Annotated in this window: 16 protein-coding genes and 3 tRNA genes; 16 read left to right on the plus strand and 3 right to left on the minus strand. The window is 66.1% G+C overall.

The window, feature by feature from the left end:
• Positions 1-38: 38 nt before the first annotated feature.
• From F467_RS0107630 to F467_RS0107645, 4 genes are all read left to right on the plus strand, one after another.
• The gene (locus F467_RS0107630; RefSeq protein WP_018138521.1) at positions 39-1283 is read left to right on the plus strand and encodes an aspartate kinase; all 1245 of its coding nucleotides are present in this window, start codon (positions 39-41) and stop codon (positions 1281-1283) included.
• A 68-nt stretch (positions 1284-1351) separates the two neighbouring features.
• The gene (gene csrA, locus F467_RS0107635) at positions 1352-1600 is read left to right on the plus strand and encodes a carbon storage regulator CsrA (protein WP_012982990.1); all 249 of its coding nucleotides are present in this window, start codon (positions 1352-1354) and stop codon (positions 1598-1600) included.
• 84 nt (positions 1601-1684) lie between these two features.
• Positions 1685-1775: transfer RNA gene (locus tag F467_RS0107640), tRNA-Ser, on the plus strand.
• Positions 1776-2316: 541 nt separating this feature from the next.
• Positions 2317-2691: a metalloregulator ArsR/SmtB family transcription factor gene (locus tag F467_RS0107645; protein WP_018138522.1), complete on the plus strand. Its 375-nt coding sequence runs from the start codon at positions 2317-2319 to the stop codon at positions 2689-2691.
• Here the strand turns inward: F467_RS0107645 and F467_RS0107650 are convergent, their stop codons facing one another.
• From F467_RS0107650 to F467_RS0107660, 3 genes are read right to left on the minus strand one after another with little or no spacing between them, the layout of a single operon-like run.
• Positions 2692-3285, minus strand: coding sequence for a nucleoside triphosphate pyrophosphatase (locus F467_RS0107650; RefSeq protein WP_018138523.1), 594 nt, complete (start codon positions 3283-3285; stop codon positions 2692-2694).
• 5 nt (positions 3286-3290) lie between these two features.
• Complete coding sequence (gene oadA, locus F467_RS0107655; protein WP_018138524.1) at positions 3291-5123, minus strand: sodium-extruding oxaloacetate decarboxylase subunit alpha; 1833 nt, start codon at positions 5121-5123, stop codon at positions 3291-3293.
• 34 nt (positions 5124-5157) lie between these two features.
• Complete coding sequence (locus tag F467_RS0107660; RefSeq protein ID WP_018138525.1) at positions 5158-6576, minus strand: acetyl-CoA carboxylase biotin carboxylase subunit; 1419 nt, start codon at positions 6574-6576, stop codon at positions 5158-5160.
• A gap of 131 nt (positions 6577-6707) precedes the next feature.
• On the opposite strand from F467_RS0107660, the gene F467_RS0107665 reads away from it, so the two are divergent.
• The 12 genes from F467_RS0107665 (at position 6708) to F467_RS0107720 (ending at position 16666) form a co-directional block, all read left to right on the plus strand.
• On the plus strand, positions 6708-7229 hold the full coding sequence (locus F467_RS0107665; protein WP_026182205.1) for a DUF177 domain-containing protein: 522 nt from the start codon (positions 6708-6710) through the stop codon (positions 7227-7229).
• A gap of 106 nt (positions 7230-7335) precedes the next feature.
• On the plus strand, positions 7336-7533 hold the full coding sequence (gene rpmF, locus F467_RS0107670) for a 50S ribosomal protein L32 (RefSeq protein ID WP_012982981.1): 198 nt from the start codon (positions 7336-7338) through the stop codon (positions 7531-7533).
• A gap of 99 nt (positions 7534-7632) precedes the next feature.
• Complete coding sequence (gene plsX / locus F467_RS0107675; protein ID WP_018138527.1) at positions 7633-8661, plus strand: phosphate acyltransferase PlsX; 1029 nt, start codon at positions 7633-7635, stop codon at positions 8659-8661.
• Positions 8658-9620 carry a beta-ketoacyl-ACP synthase III gene (locus F467_RS0107680; RefSeq protein WP_018138528.1) on the plus strand — a complete coding sequence of 321 codons (963 nt, stop codon included), beginning with the start codon at positions 8658-8660 and terminating at the stop codon, positions 9618-9620. The genes plsX and F467_RS0107680 overlap by 4 nt, the downstream gene beginning before the upstream one ends.
• Positions 9621-9724: 104 nt before the next feature.
• On the plus strand, positions 9725-10201 hold the full coding sequence (locus F467_RS0107685; protein WP_018138529.1) for a CYTH domain-containing protein: 477 nt from the start codon (positions 9725-9727) through the stop codon (positions 10199-10201).
• Positions 10191-10829, plus strand: a complete 639-nt coding sequence (locus F467_RS0107690; RefSeq protein ID WP_018138530.1) for a uracil-DNA glycosylase — start codon at positions 10191-10193, stop codon at positions 10827-10829. Before F467_RS0107685 ends, F467_RS0107690 begins: the two co-directional genes overlap by 11 nt.
• A gap of 162 nt (positions 10830-10991) precedes the next feature.
• On the plus strand, positions 10992-12815 hold the full coding sequence (gene uvrC, locus F467_RS0107695) for an excinuclease ABC subunit UvrC (protein ID WP_018138531.1): 1824 nt from the start codon (positions 10992-10994) through the stop codon (positions 12813-12815).
• A 313-nt stretch (positions 12816-13128) separates the two neighbouring features.
• On the plus strand, positions 13129-13680 hold the full coding sequence (gene pgsA / locus F467_RS0107700; RefSeq protein WP_018138532.1) for a CDP-diacylglycerol--glycerol-3-phosphate 3-phosphatidyltransferase: 552 nt from the start codon (positions 13129-13131) through the stop codon (positions 13678-13680).
• A gap of 74 nt (positions 13681-13754) precedes the next feature.
• A tRNA-Gly gene (locus tag F467_RS0107705) sits at positions 13755-13830 on the plus strand.
• 98 nt (positions 13831-13928) lie between these two features.
• Positions 13929-14002 (plus strand) — tRNA-Cys (locus F467_RS0107710).
• Between the two features lie 158 nt (positions 14003-14160).
• On the plus strand, positions 14161-15522 hold the full coding sequence (locus F467_RS0107715) for a GntP family permease (RefSeq protein WP_018138533.1): 1362 nt from the start codon (positions 14161-14163) through the stop codon (positions 15520-15522).
• 13 nt (positions 15523-15535) lie between these two features.
• Positions 15536-16666: a glycerate kinase gene (locus tag F467_RS0107720; RefSeq protein WP_018138534.1), complete on the plus strand. Its 1131-nt coding sequence runs from the start codon at positions 15536-15538 to the stop codon at positions 16664-16666.
• Positions 16667-16785 lie beyond the last annotated feature (119 nt).

Consider the following 16785-nt stretch of genomic DNA (forward strand, 5'->3'; position numbering starts at 1 on the left):
GCGCCGCCTTTCCGGGTGGCGGTGAATGGAATCGTGCAATGGCGTTGCTGGTACTGAAATTCGGGGGCACCTCGGTGGGCACCACCGAGCGCATCCAGGCGGTCGCGGAGCGGGCGCTGAAGCTGCGCGAGGAGGGCCACCAGGTGGTGATCGTCGTCTCCGCGATGAGTGGCGAGACGGATCGTCTGCTGGGGCTCGCGCATGCGCTGAACCCGCGGGCCGATGGCCGCGAGCTGGACGTACTCCTATCCACCGGCGAGCAGGTGACGATTGCCCTCCTGTCGATGGCGCTGGAGGCGCATGGTTGCCCGGCGCGATCCTATACCGGCGCCCAGGTCACGATTCGCACCGACAGCGCGCATAACAAGGCGCGTATCCGCAGTATTGACGATGCCCGTGTGCGCGCGGATCTGGAGGCCGGCCGTATCGTCGTTGTGGCCGGTTTCCAGGGCGTGGACGAGCACGGCGCGATCACCACGCTGGGCCGCGGCGGATCGGATACCACGGCGGTCGCGCTCGCGGCCGCGCTGAAGGCCGACGAGTGCCGGATCTATACGGATGTCGATGGTGTGTACACCACCGACCCGCGCCTGGTGCCGAATGCGCGACGCCTGCACAGCATCACCTTCGAGGAGATGCTGGAGATGGCGAGCCTCGGGTCCAAGGTGCTGCAGATCCGCGCGGTGGAATTTGCGGGCAAGTACAACGTCCCTCTCAGAGTGCTGTCCTCGTTCGAGGAAGGACCGGGGACCCTGATTACCACGGAGGAGGATGCGCAGGTGGAACAGGCGCTGGTTGCGGGTATCGCGTTCAATCAGAACGAGGCCCAGCTGACGGTTCAGGGCGTCCCCGATCAACCGGGGGTCGCGCATCGCATCCTCGGCCCGATCGCGGACGCCAACATCGAGGTGGACATGATCGTGCAGAACGTGGGCGCGGATCAGACCACCGACTTCACCTTTACGGTTCATCGCAACGACTACGACAAGGCGCTGGCGATTCTGCAGGATGCCTGCAGGGCGCTGAGTGCGCGTGAGGTCTCCGGGGACACCCACATCGTGAAGATCTCGGTGGTCGGCGTCGGTATGCGCTCGCACGCGGGGATTGCCAGCAAGATGTTTGAGGCGCTCTCGCGTGAGACGATCAACATTCGGATGATTTCGACCTCCGAGATCAAGATCTCGGTGGTCGTGGATGAGAAGTACCTCGAACTTGCAGTACGCGCTCTGCATGATGCCTTTGAACTTGAGCAGGAACCTGTCGGTCAACAGGAGGACGGTTAAGGATGACAGACCGTAAAACGGTTACCGGACGACCGACTGCGTCCGACACAGGCACTGCGGAGAAGAGCATGCTCATTTTGACTCGACGTGTGGGCGAGACCCTCATGATCGGCGAGGACGTTTCCGTCACCGTCCTGGGGGTCAAGGGCAATCAGGTTCGTATCGGGATCAACGCGCCTCAGGACGTTGCTGTCCACCGCGAGGAGATTTTCCAGCGCATCCAGCGCGAATCCAACGTAGCGGGCGACGATCAGGGTTCGTCCGGCGGTGGGTCCGCCCCGGGGGGGAGCGTGGCCGCTTCCTCGCGCGACGACTGACAGAGGTTGCCAGGCCCGGCGGCCCCAGTGGCCGCCGGGCCTTTTCTTTATGGGCACAAGTCCGTATCCTGTGCCGCGCATTCCGGAGAGTTGGCCGAGTGGTCGAAGGCGCTCCCCTGCTAAGGGAGTATGGGTCAAAAGCCCATCGAGGGTTCGAATCCCTCACTCTCCGCCAGATCCAGAAAGGGGCCCGAGTGGCCCCTTTCGCACGTCTGGCCCCCGCGGGTTCGGGATTCGAACCCGAGATATCGAAAATGATGGTTCGACGGGTGACGCGTAGCGGCACCCGAACGTCGCCGCAGGCGACGGCCCGAAGGGCGAGGCGCGCGTCGCGCCGAGTAATCCTCACTCTCCGCCAGATCCAGAAAGGGGCCCGAGTGGCCCCTTTCGCACGTCTGGTCCCCGAGGTATCGGGATTCGGACCCGAGATACAGAAAAGGTGGTTCGACGGGTGACGCGCAGCGGTACCCGAACGTCACCGCAGGTGACGGCCCGAAGGGCGAGGCGTATTGGTTGGGGGCTCTAAGGGGCGGAATGACGATAGTCGGCGCGCTGGAAGGCGTTTTCCGGGCTCAGTGACAGCGTGTACCGCCAAGCCCATCGCTGACGGTTTTGCTGAATGCCTGCACGCATTGGGGGTTCCACGCTCCCGAGCGTGCTAATCTTGTGCGAAATGGTCGACTTATAAAGGCCGGATCGGCCAAAGCGGATTTCCTATGTCTCTGACCCCCACTGTCCTGTTCAGCCTGCTGGCGGACGACACCCGCTTGCGTTCGTTGCTGCTGATTCACATGGAGCGCGAGCTCTGTGTATGCGAGCTGATGACTGCGCTGGAGATCTCGCAGCCGAAGGTCTCGCGTCATCTGGCCGCGCTGCGCCAGCAGGACGTGGTGACGACCCGGCGCGAAAGCAACTGGATCTACTATCGGCTGCATCCGCAACTGCCGGAGTGGGCCCGCGAGGTGCTGGCGTCGACGGCCGAGGCTTCGCGCGTCAATGGCACGCTGCGCGAGGATCATGCGCGCCTGCAGACAATGTGGCGTGATGCCGATCTGGGGCTCCCGGTTTCCCGGCGCTCGTCGGAGGCCTGATCAGCGGTCTTCGGTGGGAGGCATGGCAATGCCGGCTTCCCGCAACCACTGACACAGGCGGATCAGCGGAAGACCCACCAGGGCGGTAGGGTCCGAACCCTCCATGCGCTCGAACAGGCTGACCCCCAGGCCTTCCGACTTGAAACTGCCGGCGCAGTCCACGGGATTGTCCAGCGCGACATAGGCCCGAATCTCGGCGTCCGACAGCCGGCGGAAGCTGACGACGTATTCCACGTCCTCTACCTGCGCCTCGCCGCTGGAGGCATCCAGCAGGCACAGCCCGGTGTGAAAGGTGACCGTGCCGCCGGACAGCGAGGCCAGCTGTTCGCGGGCGCGCTCGGGATTGCCCGGCTTGCCGAGGATGTGGTCCTGATGGCTGGCGCTCTGGTCGGAACCAATGATCAATGCGCCCGGGTGGGTGCCAGCGACTGCTCGGGCCTTGGCCTCGGCGAGGCGCTGCACGAGGGCCGCCGCGTCTTCGTCCGGGAGCCGCGTCTCGTCGACCTGCGGGGCCGCCGTCGCGAACGGCAGATGCAGCCGCTGCAACAGCTGGGCGCGATAGGGCGAGGTCGAGGCGAGGACGATTTCACGCATGGGGCTTACGCATCCGGGCTGTCGATCTCGATCAGGGCATCGTCCGGGTTGGCGGCCGCACCCTTGGCCACGTTTACCGCGCGCACGGTGCCGGCGATGGGCGCGGCGATCTCGGACTCCATCTTCATCGCCTCGAGCACCAGCACCGGCTGGCCGGCCTCCACGGTGTCGCCCTCGGCCACCAGGACGTCGATGATCGTGCCCGGCATGGACGTGGTGACATCCCCCGGGCGGGTGGCGCGGCGGGATTTCTTGCCCGTGCGCGGCGACTCGGCGCCACCGCTACCGCCGCCGGCGGTGTCGATGGTGTCGAGCGTCTCGATCAGGACCTCTTCCGGCATGCCGTCGATGGTGACGTACATCGGCCGCGTGTCCTCGCGGTGGTGGCCGCTGCCATTCACGCGGATATGGTACGACTCCCCGTGGAAAGTGACGTTGAACTCGACCGGCGCCGGGCAGCCCGCCTGGGTGTTCTCGGGCAGGTTCAATGGTTCCGGTTCCAGTGTCCCGTCGCGGCGCTGCTCGAGGAAGGAACGTCCCACCTCGGGAAACAGCGCGAAGGTCAGTACGTCCTCCGGCCCCTGCGCGAGGTCCCCGATCTCCCGGGTCAGGTGGTCCATCTCCGGCTTCAGGAGGTCCGCCGGGCGCACGTCGATGACCTCGGCGTTGCCGATCGCCTTGCGCTGGATCACGCGGTTGATCGGCCCCGGCGCGCGGCCGTAGTGCCCGGTCAGGTACTGCTTCACTTCGTTGGTGATGGTCTTGTAGCGCTCCCCGGCGAGGACGTTCATCACCGCCTGGGTGCCGACGATCTGCGAGGTCGGCGTGACCAGGGGCGGGTAGCCGAGGTCCTCGCGTACGCGCGGGATCTCCTCCAGCACGGCATCAAAGCGATCCAGCGCGTTCTGGTCGCGCAGTTGATTGGCGAGGTTGGAGATCATGCCGCCCGGGACCTGGTTCACCTGCACCCGGGTGTCGACGCCGGTGTATTCGCTCTCGAAGCGCTGGTACTTCTTGCGCACCTGGTGGAAATACAGCCCGATCTTCTGCAGGGCCACGAGGTCCAGGCCGGTGTCGTGCCCGGTGCCGGACAACGCCGCGACCAGGCTCTCCGTGGGGGGGTGGCTGGTGCCCCCGGCGAAGGCGGAGATCGCGGTCTCGATGTGGCGGCAGCCCGCCTCGATCGCCTGCCAGTGGCACAGCTCGGACAGACCCGAGGTGGCATGCGCATGCAGGTGGATCGGGACATCCAGTGCGTCGACCAGCTCGGTTACCAGTTCGCGGGTGGCCGTCGGGGTCAGCAGCCCGGCCATGTCCTTGATCGCGATGCTCTGCGCCCCCATTGCCACCAGCTCGCGGCCGAGGGCAACGAACTGGGCGGCGGAGTGTACCGGTCCGGTGGTGTAGCACAGCGTGCCCTGGGCATGGCCGCCGGCCTCGCGGGTGGCCTCGATCGCGGTGCGCAGGTTCCGGGCATCGTTCATCGCGTCGAAGATGCGGATGATGTCGATGCCACCGGCCACGGACCGCTCGACGAAGGCGCGCACGACATCATCGGCATAGTGGCGGTAGCCGAGCAGGTTCTGCCCGCGCAGGAGCATCTGCAGCGGGGTGTTGGGCAGCGCGGCCTTGAGCTGGTGCAGACGCTCCCACGGGTCTTCCTTGAGAAAGCGCACGCAGGCGTCGAACGTGGCCCCGCCCCAGGCCTCAAGGGAGTGGAAGCCGATCGCGTCCATCTGCTCGCAGATCGGCAGCATGTCCTCGGTGCGCATGCGCGTGGCGATCAGGCTCTGGTGGCCGTCGCGCAGGGTGACATCCGTAATGTGAACTCGATCCATGGCTAGTCCGGTGTTCGGGCGGGGCAGTGTTTCCCTAAAGCCCGTGGTGGGCGGCGATTGCGGCGGCGATCGCGATGGCCAGATGGCGGTCGGAGCGCTTGGCCGGTAGCTCGGTCAGTTCTGGGTGCTCGGCGATGAAGCCGGTATTGAAATCCGCGCGGCGAAAATCCGGGTGGTTCACGATCGCCAGGTGATACGGGATGGTGGTCTTGACCCCGAACACGCCCATGTCGCGCAGGGCCCGGTTGCTGCGCGCCAGCAGGTCGTCCCACTCCAGCGCCCAGCAGATCAGCTTGGCGCACATCGAATCGTAGTGCGGCGGGATCTCGTAGCCGGTGTAGATCGCGCCGTCGGTGCGCACGCCCGGCCCACCCGGGGCAAAGTAGCGCGTGATGCGACCAAAGCTCGGCAGGAAGTCGTTGGTTGGGTCTTCCGCGTTGATGCGAAATTCCATGGCGAAGCCGCGCCGGGTGATCTGCGACTGGTTGTAACGCAGGGGTTCGCCACTGGCGATGCGCAACTGCTCCTGCACGATGTCCACGCCGGTGATCATCTCGGTCACCGGATGCTCGACCTGCAGGCGCGTATTCATCTCCATGAAATAAAACGTGTCATCGCCGTCCATCAGGAACTCGACGGTACCGGCGTTCTGGTAGCCGACGGCCTGGGCGGCGGTAACGGCCAGTGTGCCCAGGTGCTCGCGCTGGGCCTCGCTCAACTGCGGCGAGGGGGCGATCTCCACCAGTTTCTGGTGGCGCCGCTGCACGGAGCAGTCGCGCTCGTACAGGTGCACGGCATTGCCCTGCGTATCCGCGAGGATCTGTACCTCGATGTGGCGCGGGTTGACCACGGCCTTTTCCAGGAAGATCTCGGTGCTGCCGAACGCACGGGTCGCCTCCGAACGCACGCGGTCGAAGTTGCGCCGCAGGGCGTCCGCGTCGTCGCACAGGCGAATGCCACGCCCGCCGCCGCCACTGGTCGCTTTGAGCATCACCGGATAGCCGATGGCCTCGGCGGCCTCCAGTGCGGCCTCCAGGGTTTCCAGGTTGCCCTCCGACCCTGGGGTGACCGGGACCCCGGCCTCGATCATTGCCTTTCGCGCGGCCACCTTGTCGCCCATGCGGCGGATGACGCTGGCGTCCGGGCCGACCCAGGTGAGCCCGCGCGCGTCGCAGGCCGCGGCGAAATCCGCGTTCTCCGAGAGAAAGCCGTATCCCGGGTGTACGGCGTCGCATCCGGCCGCGCGGGCCACACTGAGCAGCCGGTGGATGCTCAGGTAGCCACCCATGCTGTCGGGGCCGATCGCGTAGGCCTCGTCCGCCTTTTTAACGTGCAGGGCGTGGCGGTCGGCGTCGGTATGCACCGCGACCGAGGTAATCCCCATCTCCGCGCAGGCCCGGATCAGGCGTACGGCGATCTCGCCCCGGTTGGCTATGAGCAGCTTGCGGATCAAACGGAAGGCCTTGGGAAGGTCAGTGAAAGCCCGAGTATCGGCATGCAGTCGAAGGCCTGCAAGTTTCTGTTTCGCTTTGACAGAACGGCCCTCTCGCGCGTATATTCCGCGCCCTTGTATTTGAGTGTTCTATGAGTCGTATTCCCGTATCTCTCGACCCGTGGCAGCCACGGGCCCGGCACCAGGAATTCGAAGGCGATTTGTCTGCGGAGGACCTGCCGCGCCTGCGGGAAGAGGCGCTGGCCGAGCACCCGCTGCGAGTCCATGTCCGTTTCGGGCTGGAGCGCGGTGCGCTGGACGAGGTGCGGCTGGCCGGTGTGATCACCGGCGAGCTCTGGCAGACCTGCCAGCGCTGCCTGCAGCCGATGGCCTGGGAATTCCGGCTGGAGACCGATGCGGTGATCCTGCCGGCGGGCGGCTCCGTAGAAGGCCTGGGCGCGGACGAGGACATCCTCGAACTCGAGGACGACGGACGGCTGCACCCGGCGGTCTGGGCCGAGGACGAGGTGCTGCTGGCCTGGCCGCTGGTGCCGCGCCACGTGGACTGCGAGCCCGCAGTGGAACCCGAGTTTGTTCCCGGGCAGCGCGAGGACAACCCGTTTGCGGTGCTCGAGCAGCTAAAGGGCAGTTCGAGCGACGGCGACGATCGGTAGGCCGGGCGGAGCAGGGCGCCGCCCGGCTCGAAACGCTATACTTGCGCCCGTTTTTGATTCGGGCTAACCCCGCACAGGCGGGATTTGATTAATCTGGAGATTCATCATGGCTGTGCAACAACGCCGCAAGACCCGTTCCAAGCGCGATATGCGCCGTTCCCACGACGGGCTGAAGGGCGCGACCCTGTCCACCGATCCGACCACCGGAGAGGTCCATCGCCGGCATCACGTGACCCCGGACGGGTTCTACCGTGGTCGTCAGGTGATCCAGCAGGACGTCGAAGTCGAAGACGACGAAGACTAAGCTCGGCGTGATGACCTTGCTGGGGCCACGGCTGCGGCTGCACCGTGGCCTTTCCGCGTTTAATCGGGCCCGGTCGTTGGGTGTCTCGCGGGCGCGCGCATGAGCCGAGAATTCACCATCGCCCTGGACGTGATGGGTGGCGACCATGGGGCCCCCGTGGTGTTGCCGGCCGCCCGCCGTTCGCTGAAGGTGGCGGACGACTTCCGCCTGCTGCTGGTGGGGGACGAGGCGACGATCGAATCCGGTCTTGCCGACTGGACGCCTGCCGAGCGCGAGCGTGTGGAAATCGTGCATGCCAGCCAGGTAGTCGGCATGGAGGAGTCGCCGGCTGTCGCCCTGCGCACCAAGCGCGATTCCTCGATGCGGGTCGCCATCGATCAGGTCAAGAAAGGCACGGCCCAGGCTTGTGTGTCCGCCGGTAACACCGGCGGGCTGATGGCCACTGCGCGCTATGTGCTGAAGACCCTGCCGGGGATCGATCGTCCGGCGATCGCGACCGCGCTGCCGTCGCTTTACGGCCATACCCACATGCTGGATCTTGGCGCCAACGTGGACGTCGAGGCGGCACACCTGTACCAGTTCGCGGTGATGGGCTCGGTGCTGGCGAATGCGGTGGACGGGCTCGAGGCCCCCAAGGTGGGACTGCTCAATATCGGGTCGGAGGCCATCAAGGGTAACGATCGGGTACGCGAGGCCGGGCGCATGCTGGAGGAATCCAGTCTGAACTATGTCGGCTTCGTCGAGGGCAACGACGTCTACTGCAGTGATGTCGATGTGGTCGTCTGCGACGGCTTTGTCGGCAACGTCGCGCTGAAGGTCAGCGAGGGCGTGGCCAAGATGATCTCGACGAACATGAAGGCCGAATTCCGTGCCTCGCTGTACTCGCGTCTGGCCGGACTGTTTGCCCTGCCCGTGCTGCGCCGGTTGCGCCACCGCTTTGACCACCGACGCTATAACGGGGCCTCGCTGCTGGGGTTGCAGGGCGTGGTGATCAAGAGCCACGGCAGTGCCGATGCCCTGGCATTCGAATACGCGATCCGCATCGCCCGGGTCGAGGCGGAGGCGAACATCTCCAGCCGCATCGACAAGCAGCTGGGTCAGCTACTGGGGCAGGAGCACGCGCAGTGAAGCATGCACGCATCAGCGGGACCGGGAGCTACCTGCCCGAGAGGATCCTGACCAACGCCGATCTCGAGGCCATGGTGGATACCTCGGATGCGTGGATTCAGGAGCGCACCGGGATTCGCGAGCGCCACATCGTGGCCGAAAACCAGGTGACCTCCGACCTGGCGCTGAAGGCCGCCGAGCGCGCGCTGGATGCCGCGGGCATCCGCCCTGCCGACCTGGACCTGATCATCGTCGCCACCACGACCCCGGACCAGATTTTCCCCAGTACCGCCTGCATCCTGCAGGCGAAGCTGGGGATCGGCGGCTGTCCGGCATTCGACGTGCAGGCAGTGTGTTCCGGTTTTGTCTATGCACTCGCCACGGCCGATCGCTTCATGCAGAGCGATGAGATCCGGCATGTGCTGGTCGTCGGGGCCGAGACGCTCTCGCGCATCACCGACTACACCGACCGCGGCAACTGCATCCTGTGGGGCGATGGCGCGGGCGCGGTGGTGCTGTCGCGCTCGCCGGACCCGGGCATCATCTCCACCCACCTGCACGCGGATGGCCACCACAAGGGCCTGCTGGAGGTCCCGGGCGGGGTCTCGCAGCCCGGCGACAACCCGGATCTCGAGTTTATCCGCATGGAAGGCCGCGCGGTCTTCCGGGTCGCGGTCAACACCCTGGACCAGATCGTCGACGAGACACTGGAATACAACGGGATCGAGAAGTCCGAGCTGGACTGGCTGGTCCCGCACCAGGCCAACATCCGCATCATCCAGGCCACGGCCAAGAAGCTGAACATGTCCATGGATAACGTCGTGGTCACGGTCGACCGGCATGGCAACACCTCCGCCGCGTCGATTCCGCTGGCGCTGGATACCGCCGTGCGCGACGGGCGTATCAAGAAGGGCGACCTGATCCTGACTGAGGCCTTTGGCGGCGGCTTTACCTGGGGCTCCGCGCTGATCCGGATGTAGCGCGCGCCGCTTCGCGATTCCATTCCTGTGGGAGCCTGCTTGCAGGCGAAGCCCCTGCCAAAGACTGATACGAAGCGGTTCGCCGAAAGACGGGAGTCGACGACATGGGTCGCGAGATCGAACGCAAGTTTCTGCTGGCCAGTGATACCTGGCGCGAGGCCGTGGTGCGCTCGCAGCGCATGCGCCAGGGCTATCTGTGCGGCAATGATCGCGCCTCGATCCGCGTGCGCGTGGACGAGGAGGGCGCGAACCTGAACATCAAGAGCGCGACCCTGGGGGTCGAGCGCGACGAGTACCAGTACGCGATCCCGGTCGAAGAGGCCCATCGCCTTCTCGACACCCTCGCGGGTCCGCAGGTCGAGAAGACGCGCTACTGGGTGGATGTGGACGGCTGGGAATACGAGATCGACGTGTTCGAGGGCGCCAATGCCGGCCTGATCGTCGCCGAGCTGGAATTGCCCGCAAGCGATGCCGACTTCCCGCGCCCCGAGTGGCTGGGCGAGGAGGTCTCGCACGACCCGCGCTACTACAACACCGAGCTGGCCCGGAACCCCTACCGCGACTGGCCCGATGCAAGCTGATTCCTTTCCCGTGTTCGATCCGGACTGCCGGCGCTGCCCGCGCCTGGCCGGTTTTCTGGAAGACGTGCGGGCGAAGCACCCGGACTACCATGCCGCTCCGGTGCCCTCGTTTGGGCCGCTGGATGCCCGCCTGCTGATCGTTGGACTCGCCCCGGGGATGCACGGGGCCAACGCGACGGGGCGGCCCTTCACCGGGGACTACGCCGGGGTGCTGCTCTACGAGACCCTGCACCAGTACGGCTTTGCGACCGGCCCCGAGAGCGTGAGCGCGGACGACGGGCTGCAACTGCTGGACTGCCGGATCACCAATGCGGTCAAGTGCCTGCCGCCGCAGAACAAGCCCACCACCGAGGAAATCCGTACCTGCAACGGTTTCCTGGCCGCGGAGATGGATGCGATGCAGCCCCGGGTGATCCTGGCGCTGGGCAAGATCGCCCATGACGCGGTGCTGCGGGCCCGGGGTCTGCCGCTGTCCAGCCTGCGCTTTGCCCACGGCGCCGAGCATGCACTGGATGGCATGCGGCTGATCGACTCCTACCACTGCTCCCGCTACAACACCCAGACCCGCCGCCTCACCCCGGCCATGTTCGGCGAACTCTTCGCCCGCATCCGTACCCACCTCGAGTAGAAAAGCCTGTTTGGTCCGGCTGCTCGCGATGGCGTGGGGCCCAAAGGTGTCGAGGTACCAACGTGCGAAGGGCATTGAACGCCCTCTGCTGACATCTCTCACGCCCAGTTGCCCTGCAGGTTTGGCCGACTCCCTTGGCCGTTCCGGTATCCTGAAGCTGTCATGAGTGCCTCCGACACCAGTTTCGATTCCAAGGCCTTCCTGAAGACGCTGACGCAGTCGCCCGGCGTCTATCAGATGCTGGATGCCAGCGGCGGCGTGCTGTACGTCGGCAAGGCGCGCAATCTCAGGAGCCGTGTGGCCAGCTACTTTCGCGGTTCGGATGATCGCGGGCCGCGGATCCGGTCGATGGTGCGCCAGATCGCGGACATCCGCGTCGCGGTCACGCACACCGAGGCCGAGGCCCTGCTGCTCGAGGCCAACCTGATCAAGCGCCACCGGCCGCGCTACAACGTGCTGCTGCGCGACGATAAAAGCTACCCCTACATCTTCGTGTCCGGTCAGGAGTACCCGCGTCTGGGTTTTCACCGGGGCGCGAAAAAGAAGGGAGTGCGCTATTTCGGTCCGTACCCGTCGGCCGGGGCGGTGCGCGAGAGCCTGGCGCTGCTGCAGAAGCTGTTTCAGGTGCGTCAGTGCGAGGACAGCGTGTTCGCGCACCGCTCCCGGCCCTGCCTGCAGTATCAGATCGGGCGCTGTACGGCGCCCTGCGTGGGCTACATCACGCCCGAGGAGTATGCCCGCGACGTCGAGTCTTCCGTGCAGTTCCTGCAGGGCAAGAGCGAGGTGGTGATCGCCGATCTGATGCAGCGCATGGAGGCGGCCTCCGAGCGTCTCGACTTCGAGCATGCGGCCCGGCTGCGGGACCAGATCGCGCGGCTGCGCCAGATCTCCGAGCAGCAGTTTGTCTCCGGCGGCGAGGGCGATGCCGACGTGATTGCGCTGGCGCAGGAGGCGGGCGCGGTGGCTGTGGAGATCTTCTTCGTGCGCGGCGGCCAGAACCTGGGCAACCGCGAGCTGTTCCCGAACGTGCCGGAGGCCACTGACACCGGGGAGATCATGGCGGCGGTGCTGGCGCAGTACTACGCCGAACGCGAACCGCCGGCGCGCGTGCTGCTGTCGCACGAGCCGGAAGGCGCGCCGGCGCTGGAGGCCTTCCTGATGGAGCGCCGCGGGGGCCGCAAGGTCCAGGTCGCCTGGTCGCTGCGCGGGGATCGCGCGCGCTGGCTGGATATGGCGCGGCGCAATGCCGAACTGGCGCTGAAGACCCGCATTGCCAGTCAGGCCGGACAGACCGCGCGCCTGGACGCCCTCGCCGCCGAACTGAATCTGGAGAATCCCCCGAAGCGCATGGAGTGCTTCGACATCTCGCACACCGGCGGCGAGCGCACGGTCGCTTCTTGTGTGGTGTTCGGGCCCGAGGGGCCGATCAAGTCCGACTACCGGCGGTTCAACATCGACGGCATCGAGCCCGGCGACGATTACGCCGCGATGCATCAGGCCCTGAGCCGGCGCTTCGCGCGGCTGAAGAAGGGGGAAGGGCAGGAGCCGGACATCCTGTTCATCGATGGTGGCAAGGGGCAGGTTACGCAGGCGCTCAATGTGCTGGCGGACCTCGGGCTGGATCACATCCGCGTGATCGGCGTCGCCAAGGGCGAGGAACGCCGGCCGGGTATGGAAACTCTGATATTGAGCGGGGTGGAGGCCCCCTCTATACTCCCCGCGCACTCGGGTGCGCTGCACCTGATCCAGCAGATTCGCGACGAGGCGCACCGATTCGCGATCACTGGGCACCGTGCGCGCCGTGCCAAGGCGCGCAAGGAATCGACCCTGGAGTCGATCCCGGGGCTGGGGCCGAAGCGCCGCAGCGCGTTGCTGCGCCACTTCGGGGGGCTGCGCGGAGTGGCCCGGGCCGGCGTCGACGAGCTGACCAAGGTGCCGGGCATCCACCGGCGGCTCGCGCAGGCGATTTACGACCAGTTTCACTAGGGAAACACTGATTCATGTACACACTCGTGTTGGTACCCCAGGTTTTCCGAGACCAGGCGCGGTGCGCAGCCGATAGTGGTTCTACCGGCCCGTTATTGACCGATTCGGGCCGCAACGCAGGATCGGGGAACCTGGGGTGCCAAACCCGAAGGGGCTCGGCCTCCCGTTGTTATCAGAAACGGGCGCGCGCACGGCGTTGCGGCTCCCTTGTGCAGAATGACTGCACGGCAGTCACCGCGCCTTGTTCGCACGCAAAAGCGACTCGAGCACGAGCGTGTACATTGATCAGTGTTTCCCTGGGGCTGACCAGCAGATGATCCGTGAACTCCCCAACTGGCTGACCTGGTCGCGGATCGTCATGATCCCGCTGCTGATCGTCGTGTTCTACGCGCTGCCGATGCCCACGGCCGGCATCGTCGCGGCGATCGTCTTTGCGCTCGCCGCGATCACCGACTGGGCGGACGGCTACCTGGCCCGGCGCTGGGAGGTGACCAGCCGCTTCGGTGCGTTCCTCGACCCGGTGGCGGACAAGTTGATCGTGGCCGCCGCGCTGGTCCTGGTCGTGGATCACAACCCGGGCGTGGGCTTGGCGCTGGCGGCGGTCGTCATTATCGGGCGCGAGATCGCGATCTCGGCCTTGCGCGAATGGATGGCCGAGGTCGGCGCCAGCGCGAAGGTGGCCGTATCCTGGGTCGGCAAGGTCAAGACCACCGCCCAGATGGTGGCGATCTTCCTCCTGCTGTGGGCGGAGCCGGTCGCCGGGCTGCCGATTTTCGCGATCGGTGAATGGCTGCTGTATCTGGCGGCCATCCTGACGTTGGTCTCGATGGTGCAGTACATGCTGGCGGCTGCGCGCGGGCGCTGATTGGCCGCACGGAAACACCGGCGGGGTATTGACGTTCGCCCCCGGTGCGGTAGAATACGCGCCGTTAACGAAGAGCGGGAATAGCTCAGCTGGTAGAGCACAACCTTGCCAAGGTTGGGGTCGCGAGTTCGAATCTCGTTTCCCGCTCCAACAGATTCCTGAAACCCCGGTTCGGCCGGGGTTTTCTGTTTCGGCCGCCGCCTGTCGCATCACGCGGGCATCATGCGGACCGGGACCCACCCGATACAGGCTGGGTGGCAGAGTGGTTATGCAGCGGACTGCAAATCCGTGTACGCCGGTTCGATTCCGACCCCAGCCTCCATCATCGCGCTTCGCGCCAGGGCCGCCTTCGGGCGGCCTTTTCTTTTGCCGGTCTGGCGTGCCAGCGCGGATCGAAATCAGTATGGAAATTCTCGTCCCAATAAGGGTTACAGGGTCTATGCTCTTAACTCGATAACCACAACGAGACGGGGACGCGAGATGCTGATTGTTGGCCTGATTATCGTCGTGGCGGCACTGGTGTTTGCCACCGTGAAGCTGCGAGTCCACCCCTTCCTTGCCCTGTTGCTGGCGGCCTTCGTGATGGCACTGATCGGGGGTATTGCCCCGAAAGAGGCGATCAGCGTCATCAACGACGGCTTCGGCGGTACGCTCGGCTATATCGGGATCGTGATCGCGCTGGGTACGATCATCGGGGTGATCCTGGATCGCACCGGGGCGGCGATCGTGATGGCGGAGGCGATCATCCGGGCGCTGTCGGATCGATTCCCGAACCTTACGGCCACGATCATCGGCTACATCGTGTCCATCCCGGTGTTCTGCGACTCCGGCTACGTAATCCTGAACTCCCTGAAGAACGCGCTGGCGAAGAAGGCGGGCGTGTCCCTGGTGGCGATGAGTGTGGCACTGGCGACGGGTCTGTTCGCCACGCACAACTTCGTCCCGCCGACCCCGGGTCCGATCGCCGCGGCCAGCAACATCGGGATCGCCGATGCGCTGGGGCTGGTGATCCTGTTCGGCCTGTTGGTGGCCGCCGTGGCGGCGGCAGTGGGCTGGCTCTGGGCGAGCCGCTATACCCACGCGAACGACGACGAACTGCTCGAGCCGGACCCGATCGAGGAGGCGACTGGCCAGGAGGTGAAGAAGCCGGAGCCCGATCTGGCCCATCGCCCGTCCACCCTGGCGGCATTCATGCCGATCCTGGCGCCGATTGTACTGATCTCCATCGGTTCGATCGCGTCGCTGGCCACGCGCGATGCCGATCCCGGCATGTTCGCGGAGGGGCTGATCTTCCTCGGCCAGCCGGTGGTCGCCTTGGCGATTGGCGTGGTGTTCGCCCTGCTGCTGGTCAAGGGTGGTGACAAGCGCGGGCGTTTCCACCAGATGACGGTCGATGCGGTCCTGCTCGCGGCGCCGATCCTGCTGATCACTGGGGCCGGCGGCGCGTTTGGCTCCGTGCTGCAGGAGACCCCGATTGGTGACCAGCTCGGCGACATGCTGACCGGTCTTGGACTGGGGCTGTTGGTGCCGTTCCTGCTCGCGGCTGCGCTGAAGTCGGCCCAGGGTTCGTCGACGGTTGCGCTGGTGGCCGCCTCGAGCATGGTGGCACCACTGCTGCCCTCGCTGGGCCTGGACTCCGACATGGGCATGGTGCTGGCGGTGATGGCTGTCGGTGCCGGCGCTATGACTGTCTCCCACGCGAACGACAGCTTCTTCTGGGTGGTGACCCAGTTCAGCCGCATGAAGGTGTCGACCGCCTACAAGGCCTATACGACCGCCACGCTGTTGCAGGGTGTGAGCGCGATGATCGTGATCTACCTGCTGGGGCTCGTCTTTGTCTGAGCTGAGGCGGGTCGTGCTGTGTCCGGACAGCTTCAAGGGCAGTCTGGATGCGGCAGACGTGGCCCAGGCGATGGCTCGCGGTGTACATGCCGCGAGTCCATCCACCCGCATCCGGGCGTTGCCGATGGCGGATGGAGGAGAAGGGACGGCGGAACTGGTCAGCCATACCATGGGTTGGGCCTGGCATTTGTCCGATGTCCGTGATCCGCGTGGGCAGCATGTCTCGGCGGGCTGGGGGTGCGATGCCGTCACCCGACGCGCGGTGATTGATGTCGCCTCGGCCTGTGGGCTGGGCCTGGTGCCCGAGGCCGAGCGCGATCCGTGGAGGCTCGATACCCGCGGCGTGGGGCAGCTGATCCTTGCCGCCCTGGATGCCGGTGCCCGGCATGTGCTGATCGGCCTCGGGGGCAGCGGCACGGTGGATGGCGGTGCCGGGATGCTGCACGCACTGGGGGTCCGCTTTCGGGACCGAGAAGGGGCCGAGCTGGATCCTGTCCCGGACCGGCTGGAGCACCTGGAAAGTGCCGATTTCTCTGGTCTGGAGCCACGGCTTGCGGGACTCCGCATCACGGTGCTGAACGATGTCGACAACCCGTTGACGGGCAACCGGGGTGCTGCGGCGGTGTTCGGCCCGCAAAAGGGCCTGGCCACGAAAGACGTGCCACGCATGGATGCCTACATGGAGCGGCTGGAACGCGCGATTGACGAGGCGGGGGAGTTGCGCCGCCCGGGCGCCATGCCCGGGGCGGGGGCTGCCGGCGGACTGGGCTTTGCACTGGCCTGTGTCCTGCGCGGGCAGTCACGCATGGGGGCGGTGTACCTGGCGGATCTGATCGATCTCGATGCGGCGATCGCCGGGAGCGATCTGGTGATCACGGGCGAGGGGCAGGTCGACGGCCAGACCGCGCATGGCAAGGTCGTGGCCGAGGTGGTTCGGCGGGCACGGCGCTGCTGTGTGCCGGTCGTCGCCGTGGCCGGTTCGATCGATGCCACCCCGGAGGAACTCGAGGCGGTGGGGCTCGTCGACGCGCGCGCCCTTTGTGATGGCACGATCACGCTGGAGCAGGCGATGGGCGAGCCCGGGCGCTGGATCATGGAGCGTACGCGCGCACTGGTGGAGGCGCGAGGGGCGCGATCGGTCTAACGAACGGATAACAACGGGCGGTCCGTGGCCTGGCCATCCATGGCACTATGCGGTACCGAACGCACAGGGGCGCGTCGTGCCTGATTGGAAACCCAGAACCAGGAGCAAATGGACGCGAT

This window comes from Thioalkalivibrio sp. ALJ12, from assembly GCF_000378305.1.
GTDB lineage: Bacteria > Pseudomonadota > Gammaproteobacteria > Ectothiorhodospirales > Ectothiorhodospiraceae > Thioalkalivibrio.